Here is a 26,643-nt window from a genome sequence, read left to right as displayed (position 1 = left end):
AGTTAATATATTGTAAATTTTTAAAAGTTAAAAAAATAATAAACTCATTATATACAGTCAGTTACATGAAGACCCCTTTATTATGTTAATAAGATCACAATTAAAATTAACATTTCCATAAAGCTATTGCTTATTACAAAATAATACTTTATTAATATATTAATAATTACTCAGAATCGATCTCTTTAATAAGGAGTTGTCAATGAAAGGCACTGTTTTTGCCGTTGCCCTCAACCATCAAAGCCAACTTGATCATTGGCTCGAGGCGTTCCAGCAAGCCCCTTATAAAACCCCACCGAAAACACCTGTGTGGTTTATTAAGCCGCGTAATACACGCATTAATTCCGGGGATAACATCCTGCATCCTGCTGGTGAAGAAGTACAAAGCGGTGCAACGCTGGCGCTGGTGATTGGTAAAGATGCACGCAAAGTGACTGCACAAAATGCGTTGGAGTTCATTGCTGGCTTTGCACTGGCGAATGAAGTTAGCCTGCCAGAAGACACCTTCTACCGCCCTGCGATTAAAGCAAAATGCCGTGATACTTTCTGCCCAATCGGCGAGTTAGTGAAAACGTCGTTATCTTCACCTGTTGAGATAGTGACACTGATTAACGGCAAAGAAGCTGACAGATGGTCAACCAAGGATCTCGTTCGTAGCGCAAGCGAATTAGTGGCTGCATTGAGCGACTTCGCAACCCTAAAACAAGGAGATGTGATTTTACTGGGTACCCCTCATCAGCGCGTCACCATCAAACCGGGTGACCAGGTTGAGATCCAAGCAGCTGGCTTCCCAAGCCTCAAGAACAGCGTTGTTGCGGCAGGAGGACAATAATAATGAAACACGCAAAAATTCGTTATCAAGGCACTGAATATTCCGTCACTGTCGGTGACAACGAAGCCATCAAGCTGCCAAACGGCAACGTGATTTCTGGCGATAACACAGATGTTGAGTGGCTACCACCTGCACAAGGTACCTTATTCGCGTTAGGTCTAAACTATGCCGACCACGCCACTGAATTAGAATTTAAGCCGCCTGAAGAGCCACTAATTTTTATTAAAGCAGAAAACAGCTTAACAGGTCACCGCCAAGTGTCCGTTCGTCCAGACAATGTTGAATACATGCACTATGAGTCTGAGCTGGTGGTGATTATTGGCAAAGCGGCTCACAAAGTTTCCCAAGAAGATGCCATGGATTACGTCGCGGGTTACACCGTGTGTAATGACTACGCTATCCGTGACTATTTAGAGAATTACTACCGTCCAAACCTGCGCGTAAAAAGCCGCGATACATTGACGCCAATCGGCCCATGGATGGTAGACAAATCAGATATTAAAGATCCACACAACCTCGCACTGTACACCTACGTTAATGGTGAATTGCGTCAAAAAGGCACCACCGCGGATCTGATTTTTAATATCCCATTTTTAATTGCCTACCTGAGTGACTTTATGACACTGCAACCAGGGGACATGATCGCAACGGGCACGCCAAAAGGGCTGTCTGATGTGGTTCCAGGTGATGAAGTGATCGTTGAAGTTGAAGGTGTGGGCAGGCTGATCAATACCATTATCAGCGCAAAAGAGTATGAGGAGCGAGTGTGATGACTAAGATTAACCATTGGATCAACGGCAAAAACGTTGAAAGCAAAGAGTATTTCGAAACCACTAACCCAGCAACGGGTGAAGTATTAGCGGAAGTGGCATCCGGCGGTCAAGACGAAATAAACCAAGCGGTTGCCGCTGCAAAAGAAGCCTTCCCTAAGTGGGCAAACACGCCAATGAAAGAGCGCGCACGCTTAATGCGCCGCTTAGGTGAGCTGATCGACGAAAACGTTCCGCAAATTGCTGAGATGGAAACCAACGATACCGGTTTACCTATCCACCAAACTAAAAACGTTCTGATCCCTCGCGCGTCACACAACTTTGAATTCTTTGCTGAAATTTGCCAGCAAATGAATGGTCGCACCTATCCGGTTGACGACAAAATGATGAACTACACCCTGATCCAACCTGTGGGTGTGTGCGGATTAATTTCTCCGTGGAACGTGCCATTTATGACGGCAACATGGAAAACAGCACCGTGTTTGGCGCTAGGTAACACCGCGGTTCTAAAAATGTCTGAACTGTCTCCGCTGTCTGCAAACCGTTTAGGTGAATTAGCCCTTGAAGCGGGTATCCCTGCGGGCGTACTGAACGTGGTGCAAGGTTATGGTGCAACAGCCGGTGACGCTCTGGTAAAACACCATGACGTTCGCGCAGTCTCCTTCACTGGGGGCACAGCAACGGGTCGCGCCATTATGCAAAACGCGGGTCTAAAAAAATACTCAATGGAATTAGGCGGTAAATCTCCGGTTCTGATTTTTGAAGATGCCGACATTGAACGAGCAATGGATGCCGCGCTGTTCACTATTTTCTCTATCAATGGCGAGCGCTGTACCGCGGGTTCACGTATTTTCATCCAAGAAAGCATTTACCCTGAATTTGTGAAGCGCTTTGCTGAGCGTGCAAATCGCCTGATCGTCGGCGACCCAACCGATCCAAAAACCCAAGTGGGCGCCCTGATCAGCCAACAGCACTGGAACAAAGTGTCTGGTTATATCCGTATTGGTATGGAAGAAGGTGCAACTCTGTTAGCGGGTGGTCCAGACAAACCAACGGATCTGCCAGCTCATCTGAAAAATGGTCATTTCCTGCGCCCAACGGTTCTGGCGGATGTGGACAACCGCATGCGTGTGGCTCAAGAAGAGATCTTCGGACCCGTCGCTTGTTTAATTCCATTCAAGACCGAAGAAGATGGTCTGCGTATGGCGAACGATGTTGAGTATGGTCTGGCGTCTTATATTTGGACTCAAGATGTCAGCAAGATCCTGCGTCTTTCTCGCAATATCGAAGCGGGCATGGTGTTTGTTAACACCCAAAACGTCCGTGATTTACGTCAACCATTCGGCGGCGTAAAAGCCTCTGGCGTGGGTCGTGAAGGCGGCGAGTATAGCTTCGAAGTCTTCGCCGAAATGAAGAACGTTTGTATCTCCTACGGCGACCACAACATCCCACGCTGGGGTGTGTAATTTATTGAAATACCATTATTCTTCAATCAATTAAGTAATCTATACGATTTGAATTATATGTAATTTTGAATCAATGATAATTAATTTAGCTACTTATCCTAAATAATTCGTGTTGTAGCTAGGCGGCAAGTGAAGTTATCCCTAGGAGCATACTGAAGTATGTGACTAGGGTGACTTTATGAAGCCAACAACGCTACAGCGCGAAGTATGACGGATAAGCGAAGGGGAAAAGACATGGGTAAGTTGGCATTAACCGCAAAGATCACACACGTCCCATCAATGTACCTATCTGAACTGCCGGGCAAAAACCATGGCTGTCGCCAAGCCGCCATCGATGGGCACAAAGAAATCAGTCGTCGCTGCCGTGAACTCGGCGTCGACACCATTATCGTTTTTGACACTCACTGGCTGGTCAACAGTGCTTATCACATTAACTGCGCCGATCACTTCAAAGGCATCTATACCAGTAATGAGCTGCCACACTTTATCCGCGATATGGAATATGAGTATGACGGCAACTCTGTATTGGGTCAGATGATCGGTGAAGAAGCTCGCAAGCTAGGCGTTCGTGCTCAAGCTCATGAAATTCCAAGCCTAACTCTAGAGTACGCGACGCTGGTTCCAATGCGTTATATGAACAGCGATCGCCACTTTAAAGTGATCTCTATCTCAGCATTCTGTACCTCACACAGCTTTGAAACTAGCCGTAAATTAGGCGAAGCCGTACTGACTGCGATTGAAAAATATGACGGTACAGTGGCGGTACTCGCGAGCGGCTCCCTGTCTCACCGCTTTATCGATGACCATCGTGCAGAAGACGGCATGAACAGCTATACCCGCGAATTCGATGAGCAAATGGACAAACGCGTCGTCAAACTGTGGCGTGAAGGCCGTTTTGCTGAGTTCTGCAAGATGCTGCCGGAGTACGCGGATTACTGCTATGGCGAAGGTCACATGCATGACACCGTGATGCTGCTGGGTCTGCTGGGCTGGGATAAATATGATGAGAAAGTGGAAGTGTTAACCGACCTGTTCGCCAGCTCCGGAACTGGGCAAATCAACGCGATTTTCCCACTACCAAAGTTTATCACTGACAAACAAACAGCCAACGCATAAGGAGCAGATATGCCTCATTTTTATGCTGAATGCACCGACAACATTCGTGAAGAAGCAGCCCTACCCGAGCTGTTCGCTAAAGTAAACAGCGCGCTAGCTGGCACTGGAATTTTCCCATTAGGGGGCATTCGTAGCCGTGCAATCTGGTTGGATACTTGGCAAATGGCGGATGGCAAACACGATTACGCGTTTGTGCATATGACCTTAAAAATTGGTGCGGGTCGCTCCCTCGAAGATCGCCAAAAAACCGGGGAAATGCTGTTTGATCTGATCAAAACCCATTTTGCCGATTTAATGGCAAAGCGTTACTTGGCACTCTCTTTCACTATGGAAGAGCTTGATCCTGTTCTGAACTATAAGCAGAACAATGTGCATGCACTGTTTAAATCATAAAAAGCTTAAGTCATAAAAATTTAAATCGTGATTGATGAATATCGATAGGGGGCAATATGCCAATTTCATTTACCAATAGACCGATACCGCGCTGGTTGATCCCGTTACTGGGTTCACTGGTGGCGTTCGGTCCCCTATCGATTGATATGTACTTGCCAGCCTTGCCACAAATGGCGCAAGCGCTGAATGCCACCCAAGGACAAATGCAGTACACCCTCGGGGCGTTTTTTGCGGGCTTCTGCGTCGGCATGCTGTTTTATGGTCCCCTAAGCGACCTGCTGGGTCGCCGTAAAATGTTGCTCAGTGGGCTGGTCATTTTCACCCTCGCTAGCCTGTTATGCGCTCAGGCCACCAGCTCAGAAGCCTTAATTACCTTTAGAGCATTGCAAGCATTTGGCAGTGGTGCAGCGATAGTGATGGCGCGCGCCATTGCCCGTGATGTGTATCCTTCTAGCGAGCTGCCTAAAGTGTTATCACTGATGACATTAGTCACCATGATAGCCCCATTATTAGCACCATTAGTGGGCGGTTTTTTATTAATTCATTTTGAATGGCAGGTGATTTTCTATGTTCTCGCGGCCGTGGGGCTGTGCTCTGTTTCAGCTATTTTCTTACTGCTGCCTGAAACCTTGCCTCATCAGCGTGAATCCCGCAATTTAGTCGGTGTCGCCTTTCATAATTATCGGTTGGTGCTCACAGACCGAGAAGCACTGAGCATTATTGGTACTATGGCATTCTCTTTTGCCGGTATGTTCGCCTTTATCAGTGGTTCACCGTTTGTGTATATCAACTACTTTGGTGTTTCTGAACAGTATTATGGGCTGCTGTTTGGCTGCAATATTTTGGGCATGATTGCCATGTTGCTGCTGAATGTCCGATTGCTCAAGGTGTATAGCCTGCCACGAATTTTGGGCATGCAAAGCGGTATCCAATTGATTTTTGGTGTTCTGTTGTTAATTTTCTATCAACAAAGCCTACCAATTATTGTTATCCTAGTGGTTCTGTTCCTATCGATGGTTAATGCTATCGGCACCAACAGTTTGTCACTGTTACTGCAACACCGCGGGAAAATCGCAGGCAGCGCCAGTGCGCTCGCCATCTCAATTCAGTTTGCCTTGGCAGCCCTTGCCAGTGTTGCAGTGTCCATACTACAAGATGAATCCCCATTTGCTATGGCACTCGTAATGGCGATTTGTGCCGGACTGAGTTTTTCAAGCCAACGCTTGTCCGCTAAAAATGTCCACGCGCACGTTCATTCAGTGTCTTCGGAGAACAACGAAAAATGAGCTTAAACACCAATTCTAAATTATTCCGCCAGCAGGCTTACATTAATGGTCAATGGGTAAATGCCCAAGACAGTAGCCAGTTTGATGTGACTAACCCGGCAAATGGAGAAGTGATTGCTCGCGTCAGTAATGTGGGTGCAACTGAAACTCAACAAGCCATTGAAGCCGCAGAAAAAGCATTGCCAGCATGGCGTGCAAAAAGCGCGAAAGAACGTAGCCAAATTCTGAACAAATGGTTCCGTTTAATGATGGAAAACCAACAAGAACTTGCGCAGATCCTGAGTACTGAGCAAGGTAAATCCATCAATGAATCCATGGGCGAAATTGCCTACGGAGCCAGCTTTATTGAGTGGTTTGCCGAAGAAGGTAAACGTACTTACGGTGAAACTATCCCATCCCCACTGCCGGGTCGCCGCTTAGTGACCATCAAGCAGCCTGTGGGTGTGGTCGCTGCTATCACCCCTTGGAACTTCCCGAATGCGATGATCACCCGCAAAGTCGGTCCTGCCCTCGCAGCGGGTTGCACCATGGTATTAAAACCTGCGGCTGAAACCCCATTATCGGCGCTGGCATTAGCAGCATTAGGTGAAGAAGCCGGTATTCCTGCTGGCGTATTCAATATCGTTCCAGGTACCGATGCCAAAGCGATTGGTGCGGTCATGACATCTAGCCCGATTGTTCGCAAGCTGACCTTCACCGGTTCTACCCGCGTGGGTAAATTGCTGATGGAACAGTGCGCAGATACCGTGAAAAAAATGTCACTGGAATTAGGCGGTAACGCACCATTTATCGTATTTGACGATGCGGATTTAGACGCTGCGGTTCAAGGGGCTTTAGCCGCTAAATTCCGTAATAGCGGACAAACTTGCGTGTGTGCAAACCGTATTTTAGTGCAAGAAGGTGTTTACGATGAGTTTGCGGCTCGCCTAGCGAAAGCTGTGAGCGCATTAAAAATTGGTCCAGCAACCCAAGCTGATTCTGAGCAAGGCCCGCTTATCAACCAAGCTGCCGTGGATAAAGTGTCTGAGCACATTGCGGATGCCGTTGCTAAAGGTGCGAGCATCGCTGCGGGCGGTAAATCATCCAGCCTTGGTGGTCTGTTCTTCGAACCGACGGTATTAGTCAATGTGACTGAATCCATGAAAGTGGCGAAAGAAGAGACATTTGGTCCATTAGCACCATTATTTAAATTCCGTGATGAACAAGAAGCTATCGACCTTGCCAACGACACTGAGTTTGGTCTGGCTTCCTATTTCTATTCACGTGATATCGGACGTATCTACCGTGTGGCTGAAGCATTAGAAAGCGGCATGGTGGGTATTAACGAAGGCATTATTTCAAATGAAGTGGCTCCGTTTGGTGGTATTAAGCAGTCAGGACTTGGTCGTGAAGGCTCCCGTTACGGAATCGAAGATTATCTGGAAGTGAAATATCTCTGCTTTGGTGGTCTTTCTAATTAGAAAGAAACATTAGCTGGCGGTCTTCGCTTTTAAAATCTTAGCTCTAAATAATTCAAGTTAGAACAAAACAGTAAATGAGACTAATCCCCTAGGAGCATACCGTGTGACTAGGGGATAGGCGCAAGCCTATCGTGAAGCTAACGTAGTTATAGCTCGAAGTATGACGAGCTGAGGTGCAAAAGGAAAAATAAGATGTTGCAACAAGATACCATTTCAACAATCGCTCAACGCCTAAACCAAGCGGAAAAAAGCCGCCAGCAAATCCGTCAAATCTCACTGGATCATCCCGAAATGACCATTGAAGATGCCTATGCCATTCAAAAAGAGTGGGTTGGCTTAAAACTGGCGGAAGGGCGCGTATTAAAAGGGCATAAAATCGGTCTGACATCCAAAGCGATGCAAGCCAGTTCCCAGATTGATGAGCCTGATTATGGCGCACTGCTCGATGATATGTTCTTTGATGATGGCTGTGATATTCCAACGGATCGCTTTATCGTTCCGCGTATCGAAGTTGAACTGGCATTCGTTTTAGCAAAACCGCTGCGCGGCCCTAACTGCACCTTATTTGATGTGTATAACGCCACGGACTATGTGATCCCCGCTTTAGAGCTGATCGACGCCCGTTGCCACAATATCGATCCTGACACTAACCGCCCACGTAAAGTGTTCGACACCATTTCAGATAACGCGGCAAACGGCGCGGTGATCTTAGGTGGGCGTCCGATTAAACCTCGTGATTTAGACATGCGTTGGATCAGCGCCCTGCTTTATCGTAATGGCGTGATCGAAGAATCTGGCGTTGCAGCGGCGGTTCTCAACCACCCAGCCAATGGCGTGGCATGGTTAGCCAATAAATTAGCCCCACACAATGTGGAGTTACAGCCGGGACAAATTATCCTTGGCGGTTCATTCACTCGCCCTGTTCCTGCTCGTAAAGGGGATGTTTTCCACGTTGACTACGGCGTGATGGGCTCAATTAGCTGCCGCTTTGCATAAGGAGTTCACTGTGGATCTGTTAGAAAATAAATTCAAAAAAGCCCTGAAAACAGGCAAACCACAAATTGGTTTATGGCTAGGATTGTGCAGCCCATACAGTGCTGAGCTGGTTGCTGGTGCTGGATTTGATTGGCTGTTGATCGATGGTGAACATGCACCAAACAATGTGCAAACGACCTTAGCGCAATTACAAGCAATCGCCCCTTATCCATCACAACCGGTAGTTCGTCCGGCGTGGAATGAGCCAGTGATTATCAAGCAATTGCTGGATATCGGTGCACAAACGCTGTTACTGCCGATGGTGCAAAATGCAGAACAAGCAGAGCAAGCGGTACGCTCAACTCGTTATCCACCCGCGGGAATTCGTGGGGTGGGCAGTGCCTTAGCGCGCGCCTCTCGCTGGAATCGTATTCCCGATTATTTAAAACGCGCCAACGATGAAATGTGCGTGATTGTCCAAGTGGAAACCCGCGAAGCTATCAAAAATCTGCCTGAGATCCTCAAAGTTGAAGGCGTTGATGGTGTCTTTATCGGTCCTGCGGATCTGAGTGCGGATATGGGCTTTTCTGGCAATCCAAACCATCCTGAAGTGAAAGCGGTGATTGAAGATGCCATTAAGCAAATTCGTGCGGCAGGTTTAGCGCCAGGAATTTTGATGGCGGCACCGGATATCGCAGAACACTATATTAAGCTCGGCGCCTTGTTTGTTGCCGTTGGCGTGGATACCACATTACTAGCGCGCACCGCTGAAGCCCTTGCCGCAAAATTCGGTAAAACGGTTTCCGATATGGATAACAGCGCATCTAGCGTGTACTAAAGCAATCTGAACTCCTCTAGGTCGCTCAATTTTACCCTACGCTCATGAGCGACCTAGATAGTAAGCAATAAAATCGCAACCACAACAAGGCAGCCCAAATGACTGCCTAGTAGACCCTTGTACCTATAATAAATTGTAATTAGAGGGCATTATAATGAGTCATTCACAGAATGTTGCTAGCACCAACCCTGCAGAGCAACATAAGAACCTTACCGAACCGCAACAGCGGGTAATTAATAAGCTTTTTAAACGACTGATCGTATTTCTGTTTGTTCTGTTTGTTTTCTCGTTCTTAGACCGAATTAATATCGGCTTTGCGGGGCTAACAATGGGGAAAGACATTGGTCTAACGTCCACCATGTTTGGTCTGGCAGCGACGCTGTTTTACGCCACCTACATTATTTTTGGTATTCCAAGTAACATCATGCTTGGCATTGTCGGTGCTCGTCGCTGGATTGCCACTATCATGGTGCTATGGGGTATTGCCTCTACTGCCACTATGTTCGCGACTGGGCCAACCAGCTTATATATTTTACGCATGCTGGTGGGTATTGCTGAAGCTGGTTTCTTACCAGGTATGTTAGTTTACTTAACTTACTGGTTCCCCGCTTATTTCCGCGCACGAGCTAACGCTCTGTTTATGATTGCCATGCCAGTTACTATGGCATTTGGTTCACTAGCTTCTGGTTATATTTTAGGGCTAGATGGTGTGTTAAATCTGAAAGGCTGGCAATGGTTGTTCTTACTGGAAGGTTTCCCATCCGTTCTGCTGGGTATTTTAGTGTGGTTCTATCTGGATGATTCTCCGAAGAAAGCAAAGTGGCTAACTCAGGAAGATAAAGACACCCTGCAAGAGATGATGGATAAAGACCAGTTAGAGCTTGTGCAGCCACACGGCTCAAAAAGCCAGACTGCGCTGCAAAATAGCAGCCTGTGGAAAGAGATTTTCACCCCGGTGATCTTAATGTATACCGTGGCTTATTTCTGTCTAACTAACACGTTGAGCGCCATTAATATTTGGACGCCACAAATTATGCAGAGTTTTAATCAGGGCAGCAGTAATGCCATGATTGGGCTATTAACTGCGATCCCTCAGTTCTGTACGATTTTGGGGATGATTTATTGGAGTCGCCGCTCAGATCGCTTGCAAGAGCGTAAGATGCACACTGCGTTACCGTATTTGTTTGCGGCGGCAGGTTGGATCATCGCAGCGATGACTCATCAGCCGATACTCCAATTATTGGGGATCATTATGGCGTCCACCGGTTCGTTTACTGCTATGGCCGTTTTCTGGACCACGCCAGATCAGTCGATCAGTTTACGCGCTCGCGCAATCGGTATTGCCGTAATCAACGCAACAGGTAATATAGGCTCCGCGGTCAGTCCACTATTAATCGGTTGGTTGAAAGATCAAACGGGTAGCTTCAATTCCGGTCTTTATTTTGTGGCTGGTTTGCTGGTGGTCGGCGCCCTTCTGGTCATCGCCATCCCAATGAAAAACTCAAGACCAAGAGCCACGCCGTAAACGGTCGAATTGAAGAAATGAGTGCTGCAACAGATTGGAAAAATTGAATTTATTTAATCCCCCTTAAATATTGTTCAAAATAATTCGAGTTGCAGTTAACCATGCTACAGGCAGAATTCTCAGTGGCTGCCTAATGTTCACAAATCTGTAGGTTAAAGGGGAGTAATTCCCCAAAATAATTCGAGTTGCAGCTAGGCGGCGAATGAGTTAATCCCTGGGAGCATACTTGAGTATGTGACTAGGGTTGACTCATGAAGCCAACAACGCTGCGGCTTGAAGAATGAAGGGGAAAGAATTGATCAATAACATAGATATTGGGAAGGACTACGATGACGTATTGGGCAACGACGACGTCCACTACCAAACCTTCGGCAAACTCGCCGCCTTCTTCGGCCGCGACATGCAGGCGCATCGTCACGATGGCTATTTCCAATTACACTATCTAGTCACTGGGCATATCACGCTCCAGCTGGATGAGTCTCGTTATTCTGTGCAGGCACCGTTATTTATTTTGACGCCCCCTTCTGTCGCCCATGCGTTTTTTACTCAAGAAGACACTGACGGGCATGTATTAACCGTGCGGCAAGATTTAATTTCGCCGCTGTTGGAGTCTCTTTATTCAGCCAATCTGGATAGAGTCGATATTCCGGCGATTTGTTTATCTGTCGCGGATAAGCCCCAAGACATTGAAACTTTTAATCACTATTGGGATTTAATGGCGCGGGAATCTGCGAATAACTATATTGGTCGAGACCAAGTGTTATCTTCGCTTGCCCAAGCCTTATTTACCTTTTTACTGCGCTCTGTCCCCCTTGACGAGCATCATGTTAGTGGCGTTCGTGGTGAACATCGATTATTCCAACGTTTTAACCAGCTTATCGATATGCATTATCGCGAGCATCTCTCTGTCCCTGACTATGCGGATAAACTCGGTGTTACTGAATCTCGCTTAAAAGATATGTGCCGGCGATTCGCCAACCGCCCACCAAAGAAGCTCATTTTCGATAGGATTTTGCGGGAAGCTAAACGCATGCTGCTATTTTGCGATAGCCCCGTTTCTGAAATTGCTTATCAACTTGGATTTAAAGACCCAGCCTATTTTGCCCGCTTTTTTAATCGCTCTGAGGGAACCTCTCCGAGCCAATGGCGTGAACAAAATATCCACTAGATCGCGGATATCAAAATTTTAGCATCCCCTTTAAATTATTTTACATAATGCAAACATTTTTGATGTCTTGCATTTTTATTTTTAAAGTTACAACTTGTACTATTAGAAGCAAACAAAAAGTGAATGCATGGCGCAAAAAATGATCAAATAAAATAATGGCAAATAAAATTCATTAAGTTTTTAATAAAATATAATTCAATGATAAATAAGGACTTATATATTGAAATTGAAATAGCATTAATATTAAAATATCGATAAGATCACATTTCTTTCATAAAACCATCTCACCAACGAAAAGTACCAGCTTTCCTTTGGAAAATCTCTTTTAAAACCCCACAGAAAACGATTCAATTAGTAAACACAAAACAAACATAAAATTAACATTATTCAAGCTTGCAACCTTTGTACGCCGACAACCCGCAAGCCCTCTTTGTTCTAAAACGAGGTAGACATGAAACCAGAAGATTTTCGTTCCGATGCTAAGCGCCCATTTAATAGCCAAGAATATCTAAAAAGTTTACAAGATGGTCGCGAGATTTATATCTATGGTGAGCGTGTTAAAGATGTCACCACGCACCCTGCTTTTCGTAACTCAGCAGCTTCTATAGGACAGTTATATGATGCGCTTCATGATAAATCGACTCATGACCAGCTTTGCTGGGGCACAGATACAGGCAACGGCGGGTATACACACAAATTCTTCCGCTTCGCAAAAAGTGCAGATGACCTACGCCAACAACGCGACGCCATCGCAGATTGGTCACGCCAAAGCTACGGATGGATGGGACGCACTCCAGACTATAAGGCGGCATTCGCCAGCTGTTTAGGCGCTAACCCAGAATATTACGGCCAGTTTGCCGACAACGCCCGCAACTGGTACAAACGTATTCAAGAGAGCGGTTTATACTTTAACCATGCGATTGTTAACCCACCAATCGATCGCCATAAGCCTGCCGATGAAGTTAAAGATGTTTATATAAAGCTAGAAAAAGAAACTGATGCAGGTATTATCGTCAGCGGTGCAAAAGTTGTTGCAACCAACTCTGCGTTAACACACTACAACTTTATCGGTTTTGGTTCTGCACAAGTCATGGGTGATAACCCTGATTTTGCGCTGATGTTTGTTGCGCCAATGGATGCGGACGGTGTGAAATTAATTTCCCGTGCATCTTACGAGTTAGTTGCTGGTGCAACAGGAGCTCCGTTTGATTATCCGTTATCAAGCCGTTTTGATGAGAATGATGCCATTCTGGTCATGGATCACGTGTTAATTCCATGGGAAAACGTGCTGATTTATCGTGATTTCGACCGTGCTCGTAACTGGGCGGTACAAGGTGGCTTTGCTCGCCTGTTCCCATTACAAGCTTGTGTACGTTTAGCCGTCAAACTGGACTTCATCACAGGTCTTCTGCAAAAGAGCCTTGAATGTACGGGTGTTATTGATTTCCGTGGTGTTCAAGCGGATCTCGGTGAAGTGGTCGCTTGGCGTAACCTGTTCTGGTCACTGACTGATGCTATGTGTTCAGAAGCAAAAGCTTGGGAAGGCGGTGCGTTCCTGCCAGATACTCAAGCCATCCAAACGTATCGTGTTATGGCACCAATGGCCTACACCAAAATCAAAAATATCATCGAAAGTAACGTAACAAGTGGTTTGATCTATCTGCCATCAAGCGTTCGTGATATGAATAACCCAGAGATTGACAAATATCTGGCAAAATATGTTCGCGGTTCAAATGGGATGGATCACGTTGAACGTATTAAAATTTTAAAATTAATGTGGGATGCTATCGGCAGTGAATTCGGTGGTCGTCACGAGCTGTATGAAATTAACTACGCGGGAAGCCAAGACGAAATTCGTCTGCAATGTCTGCGTCATGCATACGGTTCTGGCAACATGAAAGCCATGACTGACATGGTTGACCGCTGCCTGTCTGACTATGATCAGCACGGCTGGAAGCGCCCTCACCTGCACAACAACAACGATATTAATCTGTTAGATTCGCTGCTGAAGTAATCGGCAGCAGGAGGTCAAAATGTCTTTAGAAAATGAACATCGCTTACGTTTCAGAGATGCGATGGCAAGTCTCGGTGCCGCTGTTAACATCGTCACCACGGATGGTCCAGAAGGTCGTTGCGGTATTACTGCCACTGCGGTTTGTTCTGTGACTGATACGCCACCGACTTTGATGGTATGCGTTAACCGCAACAGCTCTATGAATGCGGTTTTTCAAAAGAATGGCCGCCTATGCGTTAACGTTCTCAACCATGATCAAGAAGATTTAGCTTGTCACTTTGCGGGCATGAAAGGCTCGACAATGGATGAGCGCTTTGGATGGGATATGTGGGATAAAGGTATTTTAGAACAACCATTGTTAAGAAATGCCCTTGCTAATCTTGAAGGTGAAATTACCCAAGTACAAGATATTGGTACTCACTCTGTCTATATGGTTGAGATGAAAAAGATTGTTGTTAGCGATGATGGACATGGCTTGGTCTATTTTAAACGTAAATTCCATCCCGTTTTGCATAAAATCTTAGAGCATACAGCCTAATTTAACCTCCATTTTATTACGCTATTCTAAGCCCCTAAATACATCATTTAGGGGCTTTTTTATTATATCTATCGAATGTAACTTTCTTAAATCAAATCCATTATCAGACAATTTCTGTCTAATTGACACCGACCAAATTAGAGGTATACACTGGAAAAATACTTATATGACATCCTAATAAATAAAATAAAACAAAATATGAAATATCTTATAAATAATATTATTTATGACAGCCATCAGGGGTTGTTATATCGCGATAATATCTGCGATGCAATTAAACTAACTACCACACTAAACCGCTTATTATTGGTGTTAGTGCAAAATAATGGTGAGGTTTTAGATCGTGAAACATTATTAAGCCGAGTGTGGGATGAACATAACCAAGTTGCATCCGATAATAACCTTAACAGTAGCATTTCTGTTTTACGCCGTCATTTGTCCTCATTTTGTGAGGATGAAATAATTACGACTATACCTAAAGTGGGTATCAAGCTTAATGCGCAATTGCAGTTGCTATCATCAGAATTAAATCATGATGTCCAGCAAAAAGAACCTCAAAAAATATTACTTAATGAACCACATAAAGCAGCCGTTATAGAAGAAATACCAAAAGAAAAAGCGCAAACAGTAAAGAAAAAAAGTTACATTCTCAATAACCGTTTTATTGAGCTAGCCTTAGTTGTGATTATTATTTTTTGCTTACTTTATCTTTTTAAAAGCTATTTTTTTGCTACGCGAACAGAATATCCTGAGGTGGGTCGCATTGATCAGTGCAGCATACGCTATATTAATAGTTACCATAAACCCGATACGACGACGATTAGTTTTACTGATTTACAAAATCAGTTAACACGGTTAAACATTGATTGCAAAAAACCGGCTACATTATTTTATTACAATGTTGGAATCGTCACGAATGATAAAAACCTCTATGATAACTTTTTATTTTTATCTTATTGTCCTAACACCCCCAAAGATAGTACAACAGTGAGTTGTGAGAATTTTTATGTCAAATAAGAAATCTATCAGGGCTTTTTGGCTACTGATTATTTCAACCATCTTAGTCTTCATTAGTAGCTATGTTTATTATAAAAACAACACGGCCATTGTTCCGAGTTGCAGAGCAACACTGAAAATTGATATTTCAGATAGCCGTTCAGACTTAAAAGGCTATTACCTACTTAGTATTATTCCAAATGAGCATGACCCTGAGCATCATACCTTTGTGATGAATGGAACCATTAGCAACGATGGTAAAAGTTATGTTATCGCTCGCAAATTTTATATGAAATATGTCTACCAAGGCGGGCATTTTTTCTCACAAGTCGAACGAGTTGTTATTGATCCTAATGACCAAGCTCAAAATAAAATAAAAATACGGGGTATTCCGCAAGAAGGGCAAATTTATTTTGTAAACATAAAGCGTTTGAGTGAAAAAAACTATATTTTTGAAGAGAACTTCTCCCCTCTTTTTATTTGCACAATTTAATTTAAATCAGCAAACATTTCATCATGACAAATATAGAGCATCGAATTATGACATTTGATGCTCTATTTTTTTAATTTTTAAAAATTACTTATTAATTTACCTTAAAGCAAAAGTGATTAAAAACCCCATACATTACCACAGCGAAATAAAAACATTAAAACTCACGTTAAAAATATTAATACCAGAATTAAATATTTTACTTTATTAAAATACCAATACTTTATTTCAAAAAACTCTCCTGATGGATAAACTTGTTTTCGTCGAAATGACTTACACAAAAAGCCGATGCATGGATGCACTAGGCAATTTGCATTCACTTTAGGGACTAAAAATTACTTATCTTTAAGGATCTATCACATGAAATTAAATAAATTATCTGTTGCTGTTTTATTTGCAGCTTCTACTCTGTCTGCATCTGTTTTAGCTAGCGGCAACACGGGTGAATTACATTTTAGCGGTCAAGTTGTTAACTCCCCATGTAATATCGAATCTGAAAGCACCAAACAAGAAGTTCCATTTGGTCAACTGTCACGTGCTTCTTTAGAAGCAGGTAATGCAGCAGAGAAAGATATCTCTATTAAATTAAAAGAATGTAACTTCGACGAATTCAGTAAGGATACTGAAGGTAAATGGGTTGCAGTTAAAGATATCAAAATCACTTTCGGTGGTAAAAACTACGTTGGTACTAATAAAGAGTTCTTAGGCGTGACTGGTACCGCTAATAACGTTGGTATTCAAATTAAAGATTTTAAATTTGATGAAGCTAAATCTGTACTGAACCAAATTCGTAACAGACAAGGTGAAAACGTTCTGGAATTTACTGCATTAGCAAAACGTGTTGATGCTGCTACTCCAGTAACTGAAGGTGAATTCAACTCTATCGCTGACTTCAAAATCACTTACGAATAATTTTTATGGGAGGGGAAACCCTCCCAATAAAAAGGTTCATTATGCGAAATTTATCTTTCTTATGGTCAACACTATTATTAGCTCCTTTTATTTCTAATGCAGAATATACAGTTGATGGCGGAATTCGTGGTGAAACTGTTATGCGCGGATATATTGTTGCTGCGCCCTGCTCAATAGAAACAGACAGCCAATATCAATATATTAATTATGACCTTGTTTCTAAAAGTGACATCAATACAGAAGAAGCAAAAAATAATAATAGAAAAACATTTAACATTAAATTAAACAACTGCATCAGTGAATATGACAAAGATAATAGTAAAGGCATAAAAATTAAATTCTTTGCCAATAGTGACATCTACAACAATGCAATCAAACTGTCAGGTCCTACGGATGGTGTCATTGTCTATATTTATGACACCAATAACAATTTAGTCACTCCGAATAAATCGTATTCTATTTCAAATAGCGCTATTTACTTTGATAGAAAAACAAAAGTCAGTTTTTTGAAATATGAAACAGAAATTGACACTATTAATAATGAGATTGAACCCGGAAATTACTTTGCCACGATTAAATTCAATGTAAGTTACGACTAATAAATATTTTAAATTAATTTATATGATAAGAACACTATGGCTAAATTTAATATTTTTCACCAGTTAATTATTATATCTTGCTTATCCAGTATTCCTACTGTTGCTTTTTCTGTTGAATTTAATACAGATATGCTTGATACCAAAGATACTCAGAATATTGACTTTAGCCAGTTTTCTCAGGCCGGATTTGTTATGCCTGGAAATTATCATCTAACGATTAAAGTCAATAATGAACGTTTGGGTAATGCCCGCGATATTACTGTGGGTGCGCCAACTTCTGCTGAAGATTCATTATTTAGCGTTGTCTGTGTTCCGGCAACCATTACAGATCAGCTAGGCTTAAAACCAGAAGCGGTTCGCCTAATTAAATACCGCGATAACGATCAGTGTATCGATTTGTCTGCGCTTGAAGGCAGTACCATGAGCGTGGATTTATCCACGTTAACACTGACGATCTTGATCCCGCAAAGTTATTTGGAATATACCGACCCTAGCTGGGTGCCACCTTCTCGCTGGGAAGACGGTATTAACGGCTTTTTACTCGACTACACCTTAACGGGTTCCTTTACCAACCGAAATAGCGGAACTAAAGAGTCCTATTTATCCGCAAACGGAACCACAGGGTTAAACCTCGGTGCGTGGCGTTTACGTGGGGATTACCAAGCGAACTACCGTAAATCATCGGGTAACTATAACAATGAATATAGCGATGCCATATTTAGCCGTTTATATGCTTATCGCTCATTAGCGAATATCGCCTCGGTTCTAACGTTGGGGGAAAACTATTTCTACTCGGCTATTTTTGATTCTTGGCAGTTCACGGGTCTGTCATTAGAGACCGATGAAAATATGCTACCGCCGAAACTGACGGGATATGCCCCGGAGATCATCGGGATAGCTCAGACTAACGCCACGGTCATCGTCAAAAGCCATGACCGAATTGTTTTGGAGACGACGGTTCCCGCAGGCCCATTCCAGATCCAAACGTTGGATAGCTCAATCCGTGGAACCTTAGATGTCACGGTGCGTGAAGAAAATGGCGAAGAACAAAAGTTCAGCATTACTACAGCGGCGCTGCCTTATTTAACGCGTCCTGGACAAGTTCGCTATAAGTTTGCCGTTGGTAAACCTCGTTACGATGGGCGTCACCTTGAAGGGGATATGACCGCATCGGGTGAACTCTCTTATGGACTTAATAATATTTGGTCTATTTATGGTGGTTCGATTTTATCCAAAAACTACCAAGCATTTTCAGCTGGTTTTGGGCGTGACTTATTTACCTTCGGGAGCTTGTCATTTGATATAACGCAGTCCCATGCAAAGTTACTCAGCAATACCTTAACAGGTCGCAGTTACCGTTTAAGTTACTCAAAATCGTTTGATGAGGCGAGAACCGATATTACCTTCGCAGGCTATCGATTCTCGGATGAAACCTATCGTTCATTGCAACAAACGTTGGACGAACGCCGTACAGGGATTGAAACCCAAGCACACAAAGAGAGCTATCAGGTCAATATTAATAAATATTTTGATGCATTCTCTCTGGGTGGAAACTACCAATACAACACGTATTGGAATAGCCAAACGGAAGAGCAATTTGGGGCCTATATCAACACCGCCTTCAATATTGCCTATTTAGGGTTAAAAAATATCAGCTTAACTGCTTCTGCGACACGCTCCAAAAGAGCGGGATATCAGGATGATGCCATTACGTTGTATGTCACCGTTCCCCTCACAATGGGCAGCAGCATGAGTTTCTCTGAGGGTTATACACGTGACCAAAATGGACGCCGTTCTTCAACCCATAACGTGGGCTATAGCGGCTACAACGATCAGCGTAGTTATAACCTGAACGTAGGTTACCAAACGGGACAGTATCAAGACTCACAAACCAGTTTCAGTGGTTATTTGAGCCAGAACTTCCCAACGGCATCACTCTCGGCCAATGCCAGTTATGTTCCCAATGAGTACCACACCATTGGTGGGTCGATTAACGGCGGGATCACATTGGTCAAAGAAGGAATTGCGCTGCATCAGGCAGCTTATGGTGGAACGCGCTTAGTCGTTGAAACACCGGGAGCGAGCAACGTGCCATTAAACGGCGGTGTTTATAAAACTAACCGCTTTGGATTAACCGTGCTCCCTAACGTGAGTAGCTATCGCAAAACAACAGCATCAATTAATACCAGTAAATTACCGAACAATATCGAAGCGTTAGAGAGTGTTACCGAAGCCACATTAACCCGTGGAGCCATCGGTTATCGCAGCCTTAATGTTATCCAAGGGGAAAAAACCTTTGCCCGTTTAAAACTGGCAGACGGCACTTATCCACCCTTTGGCGCCAGTGTGCGTAATAAAAATAACATTGAGCTCGGCATTGTGGGTGAGCAAGGGATCACATGGATTGTCGGTGTGATGCCAAATGACCTGCTTAACCTTTACTGGGGAAATAAATTGCAATGCAGTACGCAAGTCACTGAGTTTAAAAACAGTGCAGAAAGCTACCCTGTATTAATTTGTCATTAGGAAACAATTTAAATGAAATCAAATCTTTTTAATTTACTTCGCACCAGTGTCTTATTGACCTCTATCGGTGCAATGGGCGCCACTTACGCCGCAGTTACATTGGATCGTACTCGTATTATTTTTGATGGTGATCAGCAGTCTATTAACATCACTATTCGCAATGATAACCCCGAGCTGCCTTACCTAGCACAATCATGGTTAGAAGATGCGTCAGAGAAAAAATTGGAAGCTGGCCCGATTATCGCGACGCCACCGATTCAGCGTATGGAGCCAAAATCCACTAGCTTAGTTCGTTTAAGCACTGCGCCAGATATCAGTAAGTTACCTCAGGATAGAGAGTCTCTGTTTTACTATAACTTGCGTGAGATCCCACCAAAATCAACGGAAGCAGGTGTTCTACAAATCGCCCTACAAAGCCGTGTAAAACTGTTTTATCGCCCAGAAGCAATTGTGGCGGATAGCAAAAAAGAGTGGGCAAAACAGGTAACACTAACCCCAACAGCCAATGGTTATCAGCTAAATAACCCAACAAGTTTTTATCTGACCGTTATCGGCATTGGTAATAGCCAGAAGCAGTCTGAGCAAAGTGATTTTGATGCTGTTATGGTGCCACCGAAATCAACCCATAACCTAAAATCAGCGAAATTTGCGACGCCATATCTCACCTATATCAATGATTATGGTGGAAAGCCATCACTGGCGTTTAAGTGCCAAGCATCGCAGTGCACAGTCACACCATAGACGTAACGGATAAACAGGAATATCAACATGAAACTGTATCACTTTGGGTTATCGCTCATGTTCGCCATGCCTGTATTGGCAGAAACGCCATCGCAACCCTCATTATTGGAAACAACAGGCACTGTTTATGTTCATGCGCGTTTTCTCATAACACCTTGCCAGCCTCATGTAACGATGACAAGAGCGGTCAATCATGTCAATGAACCTGTTTATCAATTTACTGTGAGTTATGCCCATTGTGTCACCCGCACTTATAACCAAACGTGGGCACCATTCACGTTGAAATTTGCGGGTCAGCAATATGTTTTTTCAAAGCCGCAGACAAATAAAAGTATGACTTTTTTACTTCCAGCCGAAAGCTCAGCACGCCGTTTGGAGATGATTTATGACTAAAACATTCGCACTTATGGTTGGCATGAGTAGCTTGTTATTTACCAGCTACGGCAGCTTGGCAAATAGTCTATCCGTCTATTTTGAAGGGACACTGGTGCCTATCGGTTGTCGCTTATCCGACGATGACACGAAGAAAACGGTTTACTTATCAGGTCTGCGCTTTTCTGAACTTGAAAATCTGGGGCGTTCTGATGTTCAACCTTTTCAGTTGGATATCGTCGATTGCTCAACCGCGGCATTAAATAAGACCATCAAAATTACGCTAAATACTCAAGATACTGAAACTCACAATGGCGTCACCTATTTGAAAACAACCGGCGAGTCCAATGTGTTACTGGCGTTAACTGATGGCAAGAATGCTCAACCTTTGAAATTTAATACCCCGATTGATATCAGTACCGTCACGGAATCGGGAAAAGGCTCCATTAACCCACTGCAATTTGGGGTATATGCACAAAAGCCCTTTAACGGACGGCTCAAAACAGGGAGTTTCTCATCCTTAGTCACTTTCAATCTGGACTACCAGTAGGAGAATGCAGATGAAAATATCCGGTTTTTTAGGGGCGATTTGCCTGCTAATGAGCAGCTTTTCACTGGCTGATATTTTAATTACGTTGGAAACCACATTAGTGCGTCCATCCTGTGTGATCACCAATGAAAATGGTGATAAAGAGCTGTATGTGAATTTTCAAAATGTCGCATTAGATCGCATAACAGAAGAAAAGCAAAACTTTGGGATCCTAATTAAACAGTGCGATCTGCGTAAAAATTTACGAATTTATTTATCCCCTAAAGAGGGTTCGACCCTCACGATTAATAACGAAACGGTATTAAGCACCACGATCCAAGGATTAGGGATCCGCTTTTCCCAAGCCAATAGAAATACCGCTATCAATCTACTGAAATGGGAGCCCATCTTCCCGTCAGTGAGTGGTGACACCGCCACATTGACCTTACAGTCACAATTAGTTACGAATCAAGTGCCTGAAACACTTGAAGTCGGCCCGTTTAGTGCGGCACTGTCAGTGATGATTGATTATCTCTAAAGTTAGGTAACGACAATGAAAAAAACATCTAAAACTTCGCTAATTTCATTAATGACCATGCTGATGTCACTGTTTCTCTATAGCCAAGTGTCTCATGGGTTAACTCGCTACTCGTCCAGTGGTGGAGGTTATAGAATGAATCTTGTCTCCAATAACTCGGTCATCGCGAGCACTCCGACAATTGGAAGCAATGGCGAGAAATACTACTCCGTCGCTCCGCCAAATAAAGAGGGTATTGTGATTAATGAAAGTTCATCACAGCCCTACGGTACTGTCTATTGCACTGTGAATTTTTTAGCGGGTAACTACCAAAACGGACTGGCATGGAACTATGCCTTTCATCGTGTTTTTGCTTATATGCCAGAGGCTGGCTTTAGCATTAAGGGGCTAACCGCTTATAAAATTAATGCGAATACTTATTTCACACTGTATTCAGACAATGGAATTACTCAGGGTTGGAAAAACATTTCTGGACGTGGGTGTTCTTCCGAAGAAATGGGGCCATTAGACGCAGGATTCTTCACCGTTCAATTCCCATTTGAAGTACGTATTTATGTGAAAGATATTCCCATTGATGGCAAAGTTGTTATTCCACCAGCAATGATTGCAGGCTATACCCGAATGTTCCAATATCCGGGTACACCTGATGTATTCGTTCCAGCGGATAAAGCGAGTGTAAAACTGGATTTAACTCAGTCGGTGATTAACTACCCATCAAACTGTAAATCCAATATTGATAACTTAAATATCAATCACAATACACTGGATGCCATTGAATTTGATAGTAAACAAACCCGTACTGCAACCTATCAATGTGATAGAAGTCAGGGGGTTAGAGTGAAATTCGCCTTAGATTACGTTATGGATAACGATCCACAAAAGCGTGTGCCGCTGAAATCAGGTAATAACACGATTTACTCTGAGTTATCACTGTACGATGCAGAGAATAACCTACGCGGTAAAACTATCGAAACCACCATTGATAAAGTGAAAAATATTGAAATCGAAAGCCACCTTTATGGATTAGATGCTGAGCCAGGAAAATACACTGGTAATGCGTGGTTAATTGCAACTTATTTATAATTAACATGCAGTATAAATTTTATGATTATGCTTTCTCGTGCTGTATTTATTAGTATTTTTATTATTTGGAATCTCGCCAGCATAATTTACATTGATAATTTAGGTAGCTTAAGGCAATCGCTGCCACAAAATATTATTAGCTGGTTAGCGATTGCATTAATTATTTCCATCATTGCATTTACCGTATTTTATAGAAAAAATCGGATTTTCATTACGATTCCTGCAATGTGTTTTTGTTTAGCGCTAGCCATATTAAGCATCAATCTTTTTTATCTAAAAGAAAGTAATAATGTTATATTTTGGTATTGGTCTGGTATTAGCGCAGGAGTCATACTGTATATTGTTGGACTACAAATACGGGAGAAGTGGCTAATTCAATCTTTCTGTATTTATTGTTTTATCGCTATTAATGTTATTCAGTGTTTATTTACTATTTATCAATACTTTTTTGAAACCAACATTTTTTATTTTGCAACAGATATGCGGTCATATGGTTTGATGCAACAAATTACCATTTTGTCGGTTAACATGGCAATGAGCTGCATGTTTTCATTGATGACCCTTGTGTTATCACAATTTAAACTTGCATCACTTATCCAAGAAAAATGCCGCATCACACTATTAAGTTTCTGCATTTTCTTGTTTACGGTGACGCTGATTGTTCTGCAATCCATCACCACAACATTGAGTTTTGCAGTGTGTGCATTTATCTTTATCTGTTTGTTTTATCAAAAGAATAAAGTAAGGGTCAGTGTCAGCTATTTCATTATTGCCGTCGCTGTATTTATTGGAGTTTACCTTATTCAGCTATGCCCAAAGTATATCGACAGTGAGATAATCAACCGCTTTCACCTTAAGCAGATGTTACGGTTTTCCATTTCACTGTTTATCTACCCACCAGCTGAAGTTTGGGAACAACCTTTAATTATTAATGCGAGCATGGAGAAAAATCAGCTCCCATTTTTAAGTTCTGAAAATTATATTGTCCCTCATATTTATAATGAGATATTGCGTTGGATTATGACTGGTGGGTTTATCAACCTTATTTTTATGTCATTAATAATAACGGGGGGTATATATGTTATTTATCAGTCAATTATTAAATATAAAAAAAACGGGAACGGTTATTCAATATCCTTGGTATTAGCATTAACGCCTGTGGTTATTAATAGCAATTTAGAACACCCATTTTTACAATCGGTATTACATTGGGGAATGATTATATTGTTTTTATCATTTTCAGATGCTTCATTCCCACTGAGAGAACAATCCAGTTTCTATATTAATAAACATCTTTCTTTATTGTTTAGTTTTAGCACTTTTATTATTGGCCTCATCGTTTTTATTATTGGATTAAATTTATTTAATGGTCAATCTTTCTTTCACACCAATATTTTCTCATTTTCATAATGAGAAAATTAAAAGATAAACGAGGACAGCATAATGACTCTCTATGACAATCAAATCTCCAATACAGATATTGGTGCAAAAGTCCGTAAACGCCGACTATTATTGGGCTGGAGTGCCAGTATTCTTGGTAAAAAAACGGGCTTAAGCCAACAGCAGATCTCTCGCTATGAACGTGGAACTCAAAATTTTACAATCCACCGATTATGTATTTTTGCCAATGTGCTTCAATGTGATTTAAATTACTTTTTAGAACGTAGAAATTCTTCGGTAACAGTACCGATTAATCTGTAATGCTGTTGTATTTATATCGCCGAAAACCTTATTTGATCGCGACATAATCATGCCCTCTAAGTCTATTTTTAGGGGGTATTTTTATGAGTAAAAGTAACCTAAACTGATATTTCTACATCACTGAAATCTGCTAACCCACTCATTAGAAAAAACAAATAATAACAATGCATTATAGCTCAATTAGAGGCTACATTTCGTCGAGGTATTAAACGCGGTGATTACCCCATGGATCATCAGACAAATTAGCATCATCCATTGAATCGTCTTCTAGCATATCAAGATAGAGCGCTTCAACTTCAGCCCGCGCCCATGGCGTTCTTCGTAGGAATTTTAAGCTTGATTTTATACTGGGATCTTTGTTGAAGCAGTTGATTTTGATAATGTTGCCTAATTTTGCCCAGCCATAATGGTTAACTAATTCTGTTACCTGCATTTCAAGTGTAACCCCATGTAATGGGTCTTTAGATTTATGTTCAGTCATTTGCATTACCTTATAGGGCATTTCGGAGTGTTTAAAGCACGCGAAGATTACAAGAAATGCAAGGCGCTAGCAATCAATACAGGCAAGTCACAGGCACCTTAATGAAAACATAAAAAATCCCCCAGCAAGTTACCCTGCTGGGGGATGATTTATTCACAAGTTAAACTCGTAAATTACAGAACGTCTACGCAGTTCAGTTCTTTGAATGCTTGCTCTAAACGAACAACCATTGAGTCTTGTGCTTTACGCAGCCACACACGTGGATCGTAGTATTTTTTGTTTGGCTTATCATCGCCTTCTGGGTTACCTAACTGAGATTGCAGGTAGCCTTCTTTCGCTTTGTAATACTGTAAAATACCATCCCATGTTGCCCATTGAGTATCGGTATCGATGTTCATTTTGATAACACCGTAGCTTACTGCTTCTTTGATTTCAGCAGCGCTTGAACCGGAACCACCGTGGAAAACGAAATCTAAGCTGTTGTGTGGCAGGTTAAATTTCTCAGACACGTAGTCTTGGGAATTGCGCAGAATTTTTGGCGTTAATTGTACGTTACCTGGCTTATAAACACCGTGTACGTTACCAAAAGAAGCCGCGATAGTGAAACGTGGGCTGATAGCGTTCAGTTTTTCGTAAGCGTAAGCCACGTCTTCTGGTTGGGTGTACAGCGCTGAGCTGTCCATGCCAGTGTTATCAACACCGTCTTCTTCACCACCAGTACAACCTAATTCGATTTCCAGAGTCATGTCGATTTTCGCCATGCGCTCTAAATATTTAGAACAGATTGCAATGTTTTCTTCCAGAGATTCTTCTGACAGGTCAATCATGTGAGAAGAGAACAGTGGTTTACCGGTTTTCGCGTAGTGTTTTTCACCCGCATCTAACAGACCGTCAATCCATGGCAGTAATTTCTTCGCACAGTGGTCAGTGTGCAGAATCACTGGCACACCGTAGTGCTCTGCCATTTGGTGTACGTGGTATGCACCTGAAATTGCACCTAAGATAGCTGCTTGTTGCCCTTCAGCTTTCAGGCCTTTACCTGCGATAAATGCAGCACCACCGTTAGAGAACTGAACAATAACCGGAGCGCGTACTTTAGCTGCCGCTTCAAGTACGGCGTTAATTGAATCAGTACCAACACAGTTCACAGCTGGCAATGCAAAGTTATTTTCTTTGGCAACCGCGAAAACTTTCTGTACATCATCACCAGTGATAACACCTGGTTTAACAAAATCAAAAATTTTAGACATGTGAAAAGGTCCTGTGGTGAACAGGCAGCCTACGCTGCCTGTTG

At 42.7% G+C, this 26,643-nt stretch carries 27 protein-coding genes; 25 read left to right on the top strand and 2 right to left on the bottom strand.

The annotated features are described in order from the left end of the window. Positions 1–202 precede the first annotated feature (202 nt). The 25 genes from ACY3ZI_RS04245 (at position 203) to ACY3ZI_RS04125 (ending at position 24,868) form a co-directional block, all read left to right on the top strand. A complete protein-coding gene (locus ACY3ZI_RS04245; RefSeq protein WP_036954023.1) occupies positions 203–832 on the top strand; it encodes a fumarylacetoacetate hydrolase family protein in 630 nt (209 codons plus the stop codon). Between the two features lie 2 nt (positions 833–834). Beyond that, positions 835–1,602 carry a fumarylacetoacetate hydrolase family protein gene (locus tag ACY3ZI_RS04240; protein ID WP_211886587.1) on the top strand — a complete coding sequence of 256 codons (768 nt, stop codon included), beginning with the start codon at positions 835–837 and terminating at the stop codon, positions 1,600–1,602. After that, positions 1,602–3,068, top strand: coding sequence for a 5-carboxymethyl-2-hydroxymuconate semialdehyde dehydrogenase (hpaE, locus tag ACY3ZI_RS04235; protein WP_006657319.1), 1,467 nt, complete (start codon positions 1,602–1,604; stop codon positions 3,066–3,068). Before ACY3ZI_RS04240 ends, hpaE begins: the two co-directional genes overlap by 1 nt. Before the next feature lie 234 nt (positions 3,069–3,302). Next, positions 3,303–4,184, top strand: coding sequence for a 3,4-dihydroxyphenylacetate 2,3-dioxygenase (gene hpaD, locus ACY3ZI_RS04230; protein WP_036954019.1), 882 nt, complete (start codon positions 3,303–3,305; stop codon positions 4,182–4,184). Between the two features lie 9 nt (positions 4,185–4,193). Beyond that, positions 4,194–4,577 carry a 5-carboxymethyl-2-hydroxymuconate Delta-isomerase gene (locus ACY3ZI_RS04225; RefSeq protein ID WP_154604480.1) on the top strand — a complete coding sequence of 128 codons (384 nt, stop codon included), beginning with the start codon at positions 4,194–4,196 and terminating at the stop codon, positions 4,575–4,577. Between the two features lie 56 nt (positions 4,578–4,633). Next, positions 4,634–5,863, top strand: coding sequence for a Bcr/CflA family multidrug efflux MFS transporter (locus tag ACY3ZI_RS04220; RefSeq protein WP_181478056.1), 1,230 nt, complete (start codon positions 4,634–4,636; stop codon positions 5,861–5,863). Then, complete coding sequence (locus tag ACY3ZI_RS04215) at positions 5,860–7,323, top strand: NAD-dependent succinate-semialdehyde dehydrogenase (RefSeq protein ID WP_036954015.1); 1,464 nt, start codon at positions 5,860–5,862, stop codon at positions 7,321–7,323. Before ACY3ZI_RS04220 ends, ACY3ZI_RS04215 begins: the two co-directional genes overlap by 4 nt. A gap of 192 nt (positions 7,324–7,515) precedes the next feature. Further along, a complete protein-coding gene (gene hpaH, locus ACY3ZI_RS04210; protein ID WP_036954012.1) occupies positions 7,516–8,319 on the top strand; it encodes a 2-oxo-hept-4-ene-1,7-dioate hydratase in 804 nt (267 codons plus the stop codon). 10 nt (positions 8,320–8,329) lie between these two features. After that, positions 8,330–9,136 (top strand): 4-hydroxy-2-oxoheptanedioate aldolase, encoded by an 807-nt coding sequence (hpaI, locus tag ACY3ZI_RS04205; protein WP_036954009.1) that lies wholly within the window; start codon positions 8,330–8,332, stop codon positions 9,134–9,136. A 154-nt stretch (positions 9,137–9,290) separates the two neighbouring features. After that, positions 9,291–10,661 carry a 4-hydroxyphenylacetate permease gene (gene hpaX / locus ACY3ZI_RS04200; RefSeq protein WP_036954007.1) on the top strand — a complete coding sequence of 457 codons (1,371 nt, stop codon included), beginning with the start codon at positions 9,291–9,293 and terminating at the stop codon, positions 10,659–10,661. A 280-nt stretch (positions 10,662–10,941) separates the two neighbouring features. Beyond that, positions 10,942–11,829, top strand: coding sequence for a 4-hydroxyphenylacetate catabolism regulatory protein HpaA (hpaA, locus tag ACY3ZI_RS04195; RefSeq protein WP_211886589.1), 888 nt, complete (start codon positions 10,942–10,944; stop codon positions 11,827–11,829). A 451-nt stretch (positions 11,830–12,280) separates the two neighbouring features. Beyond that, complete coding sequence (hpaB, locus tag ACY3ZI_RS04190; RefSeq protein WP_108479482.1) at positions 12,281–13,843, top strand: 4-hydroxyphenylacetate 3-monooxygenase, oxygenase component; 1,563 nt, start codon at positions 12,281–12,283, stop codon at positions 13,841–13,843. Positions 13,844–13,862: 19 nt separating this feature from the next. Further along, positions 13,863–14,381 (top strand): 4-hydroxyphenylacetate 3-monooxygenase, reductase component, encoded by a 519-nt coding sequence (hpaC, locus tag ACY3ZI_RS04185; RefSeq protein WP_036953999.1) that lies wholly within the window; start codon positions 13,863–13,865, stop codon positions 14,379–14,381. A gap of 198 nt (positions 14,382–14,579) precedes the next feature. Next, positions 14,580–15,398, top strand: a complete 819-nt coding sequence (locus ACY3ZI_RS04180) for a winged helix-turn-helix domain-containing protein (protein WP_487376077.1) — start codon at positions 14,580–14,582, stop codon at positions 15,396–15,398. Beyond that, complete coding sequence (locus tag ACY3ZI_RS04175; RefSeq protein WP_036953993.1) at positions 15,388–15,870, top strand: FidL-like protein; 483 nt, start codon at positions 15,388–15,390, stop codon at positions 15,868–15,870. Before ACY3ZI_RS04180 ends, ACY3ZI_RS04175 begins: the two co-directional genes overlap by 11 nt. A 357-nt stretch (positions 15,871–16,227) precedes the next feature. Beyond that, a complete protein-coding gene (locus ACY3ZI_RS04170; protein ID WP_154628270.1) occupies positions 16,228–16,779 on the top strand; it encodes a fimbrial protein in 552 nt (183 codons plus the stop codon). Between the two features lie 41 nt (positions 16,780–16,820). Further along, a complete protein-coding gene (locus tag ACY3ZI_RS04165) occupies positions 16,821–17,378 on the top strand; it encodes a fimbrial protein (protein ID WP_487376075.1) in 558 nt (185 codons plus the stop codon). 36 nt (positions 17,379–17,414) lie between these two features. Then, positions 17,415–19,904 (top strand): fimbria/pilus outer membrane usher protein, encoded by a 2,490-nt coding sequence (locus ACY3ZI_RS04160; RefSeq protein WP_487376072.1) that lies wholly within the window; start codon positions 17,415–17,417, stop codon positions 19,902–19,904. Positions 19,905–19,916: 12 nt separating this feature from the next. Then, complete coding sequence (locus ACY3ZI_RS04155) at positions 19,917–20,645, top strand: fimbrial biogenesis chaperone (protein ID WP_036953984.1); 729 nt, start codon at positions 19,917–19,919, stop codon at positions 20,643–20,645. A gap of 27 nt (positions 20,646–20,672) precedes the next feature. Continuing rightward, on the top strand, positions 20,673–21,038 hold the full coding sequence (locus tag ACY3ZI_RS04150) for a hypothetical protein (RefSeq protein ID WP_487376070.1): 366 nt from the start codon (positions 20,673–20,675) through the stop codon (positions 21,036–21,038). Further along, positions 21,031–21,567: a fimbrial protein gene (locus ACY3ZI_RS04145; RefSeq protein WP_036953980.1), complete on the top strand. Its 537-nt coding sequence runs from the start codon at positions 21,031–21,033 to the stop codon at positions 21,565–21,567. Before ACY3ZI_RS04150 ends, ACY3ZI_RS04145 begins: the two co-directional genes overlap by 8 nt. A gap of 10 nt (positions 21,568–21,577) precedes the next feature. Further along, a complete protein-coding gene (locus tag ACY3ZI_RS04140; RefSeq protein WP_036953978.1) occupies positions 21,578–22,084 on the top strand; it encodes a fimbrial protein in 507 nt (168 codons plus the stop codon). Between the two features lie 15 nt (positions 22,085–22,099). After that, on the top strand, positions 22,100–23,167 hold the full coding sequence (locus ACY3ZI_RS04135; RefSeq protein ID WP_036953976.1) for an MrpH family fimbial adhesin: 1,068 nt from the start codon (positions 22,100–22,102) through the stop codon (positions 23,165–23,167). 21 nt (positions 23,168–23,188) lie between these two features. Continuing rightward, positions 23,189–24,577 carry an O-antigen ligase domain-containing protein gene (locus tag ACY3ZI_RS04130; RefSeq protein ID WP_487376067.1) on the top strand — a complete coding sequence of 463 codons (1,389 nt, stop codon included), beginning with the start codon at positions 23,189–23,191 and terminating at the stop codon, positions 24,575–24,577. 33 nt (positions 24,578–24,610) lie between these two features. After that, on the top strand, positions 24,611–24,868 hold the full coding sequence (locus ACY3ZI_RS04125; RefSeq protein ID WP_036953973.1) for a helix-turn-helix domain-containing protein: 258 nt from the start codon (positions 24,611–24,613) through the stop codon (positions 24,866–24,868). 205 nt (positions 24,869–25,073) lie between these two features. Here ACY3ZI_RS04125 and ACY3ZI_RS04120 read toward each other — a convergent pair whose 3' ends face one another. Both ACY3ZI_RS04120 and fbaA read right to left on the bottom strand, forming a co-directional pair. After that, positions 25,074–25,349, bottom strand: coding sequence for a VF530 family protein (locus ACY3ZI_RS04120; RefSeq protein WP_211886594.1), 276 nt, complete (start codon positions 25,347–25,349; stop codon positions 25,074–25,076). Positions 25,350–25,522: 173 nt separating this feature from the next. Next, positions 25,523–26,599: a class II fructose-bisphosphate aldolase gene (gene fbaA, locus ACY3ZI_RS04115; protein ID WP_132496207.1), complete on the bottom strand. Its 1,077-nt coding sequence runs from the start codon at positions 26,597–26,599 to the stop codon at positions 25,523–25,525. Between the last annotated feature and the right edge of the window lie 44 nt (positions 26,600–26,643).

Source organism: Providencia sp. LY12, from assembly GCF_057621555.1.
This window is presented reverse-complemented; position numbering and strand designations above follow the sequence as displayed.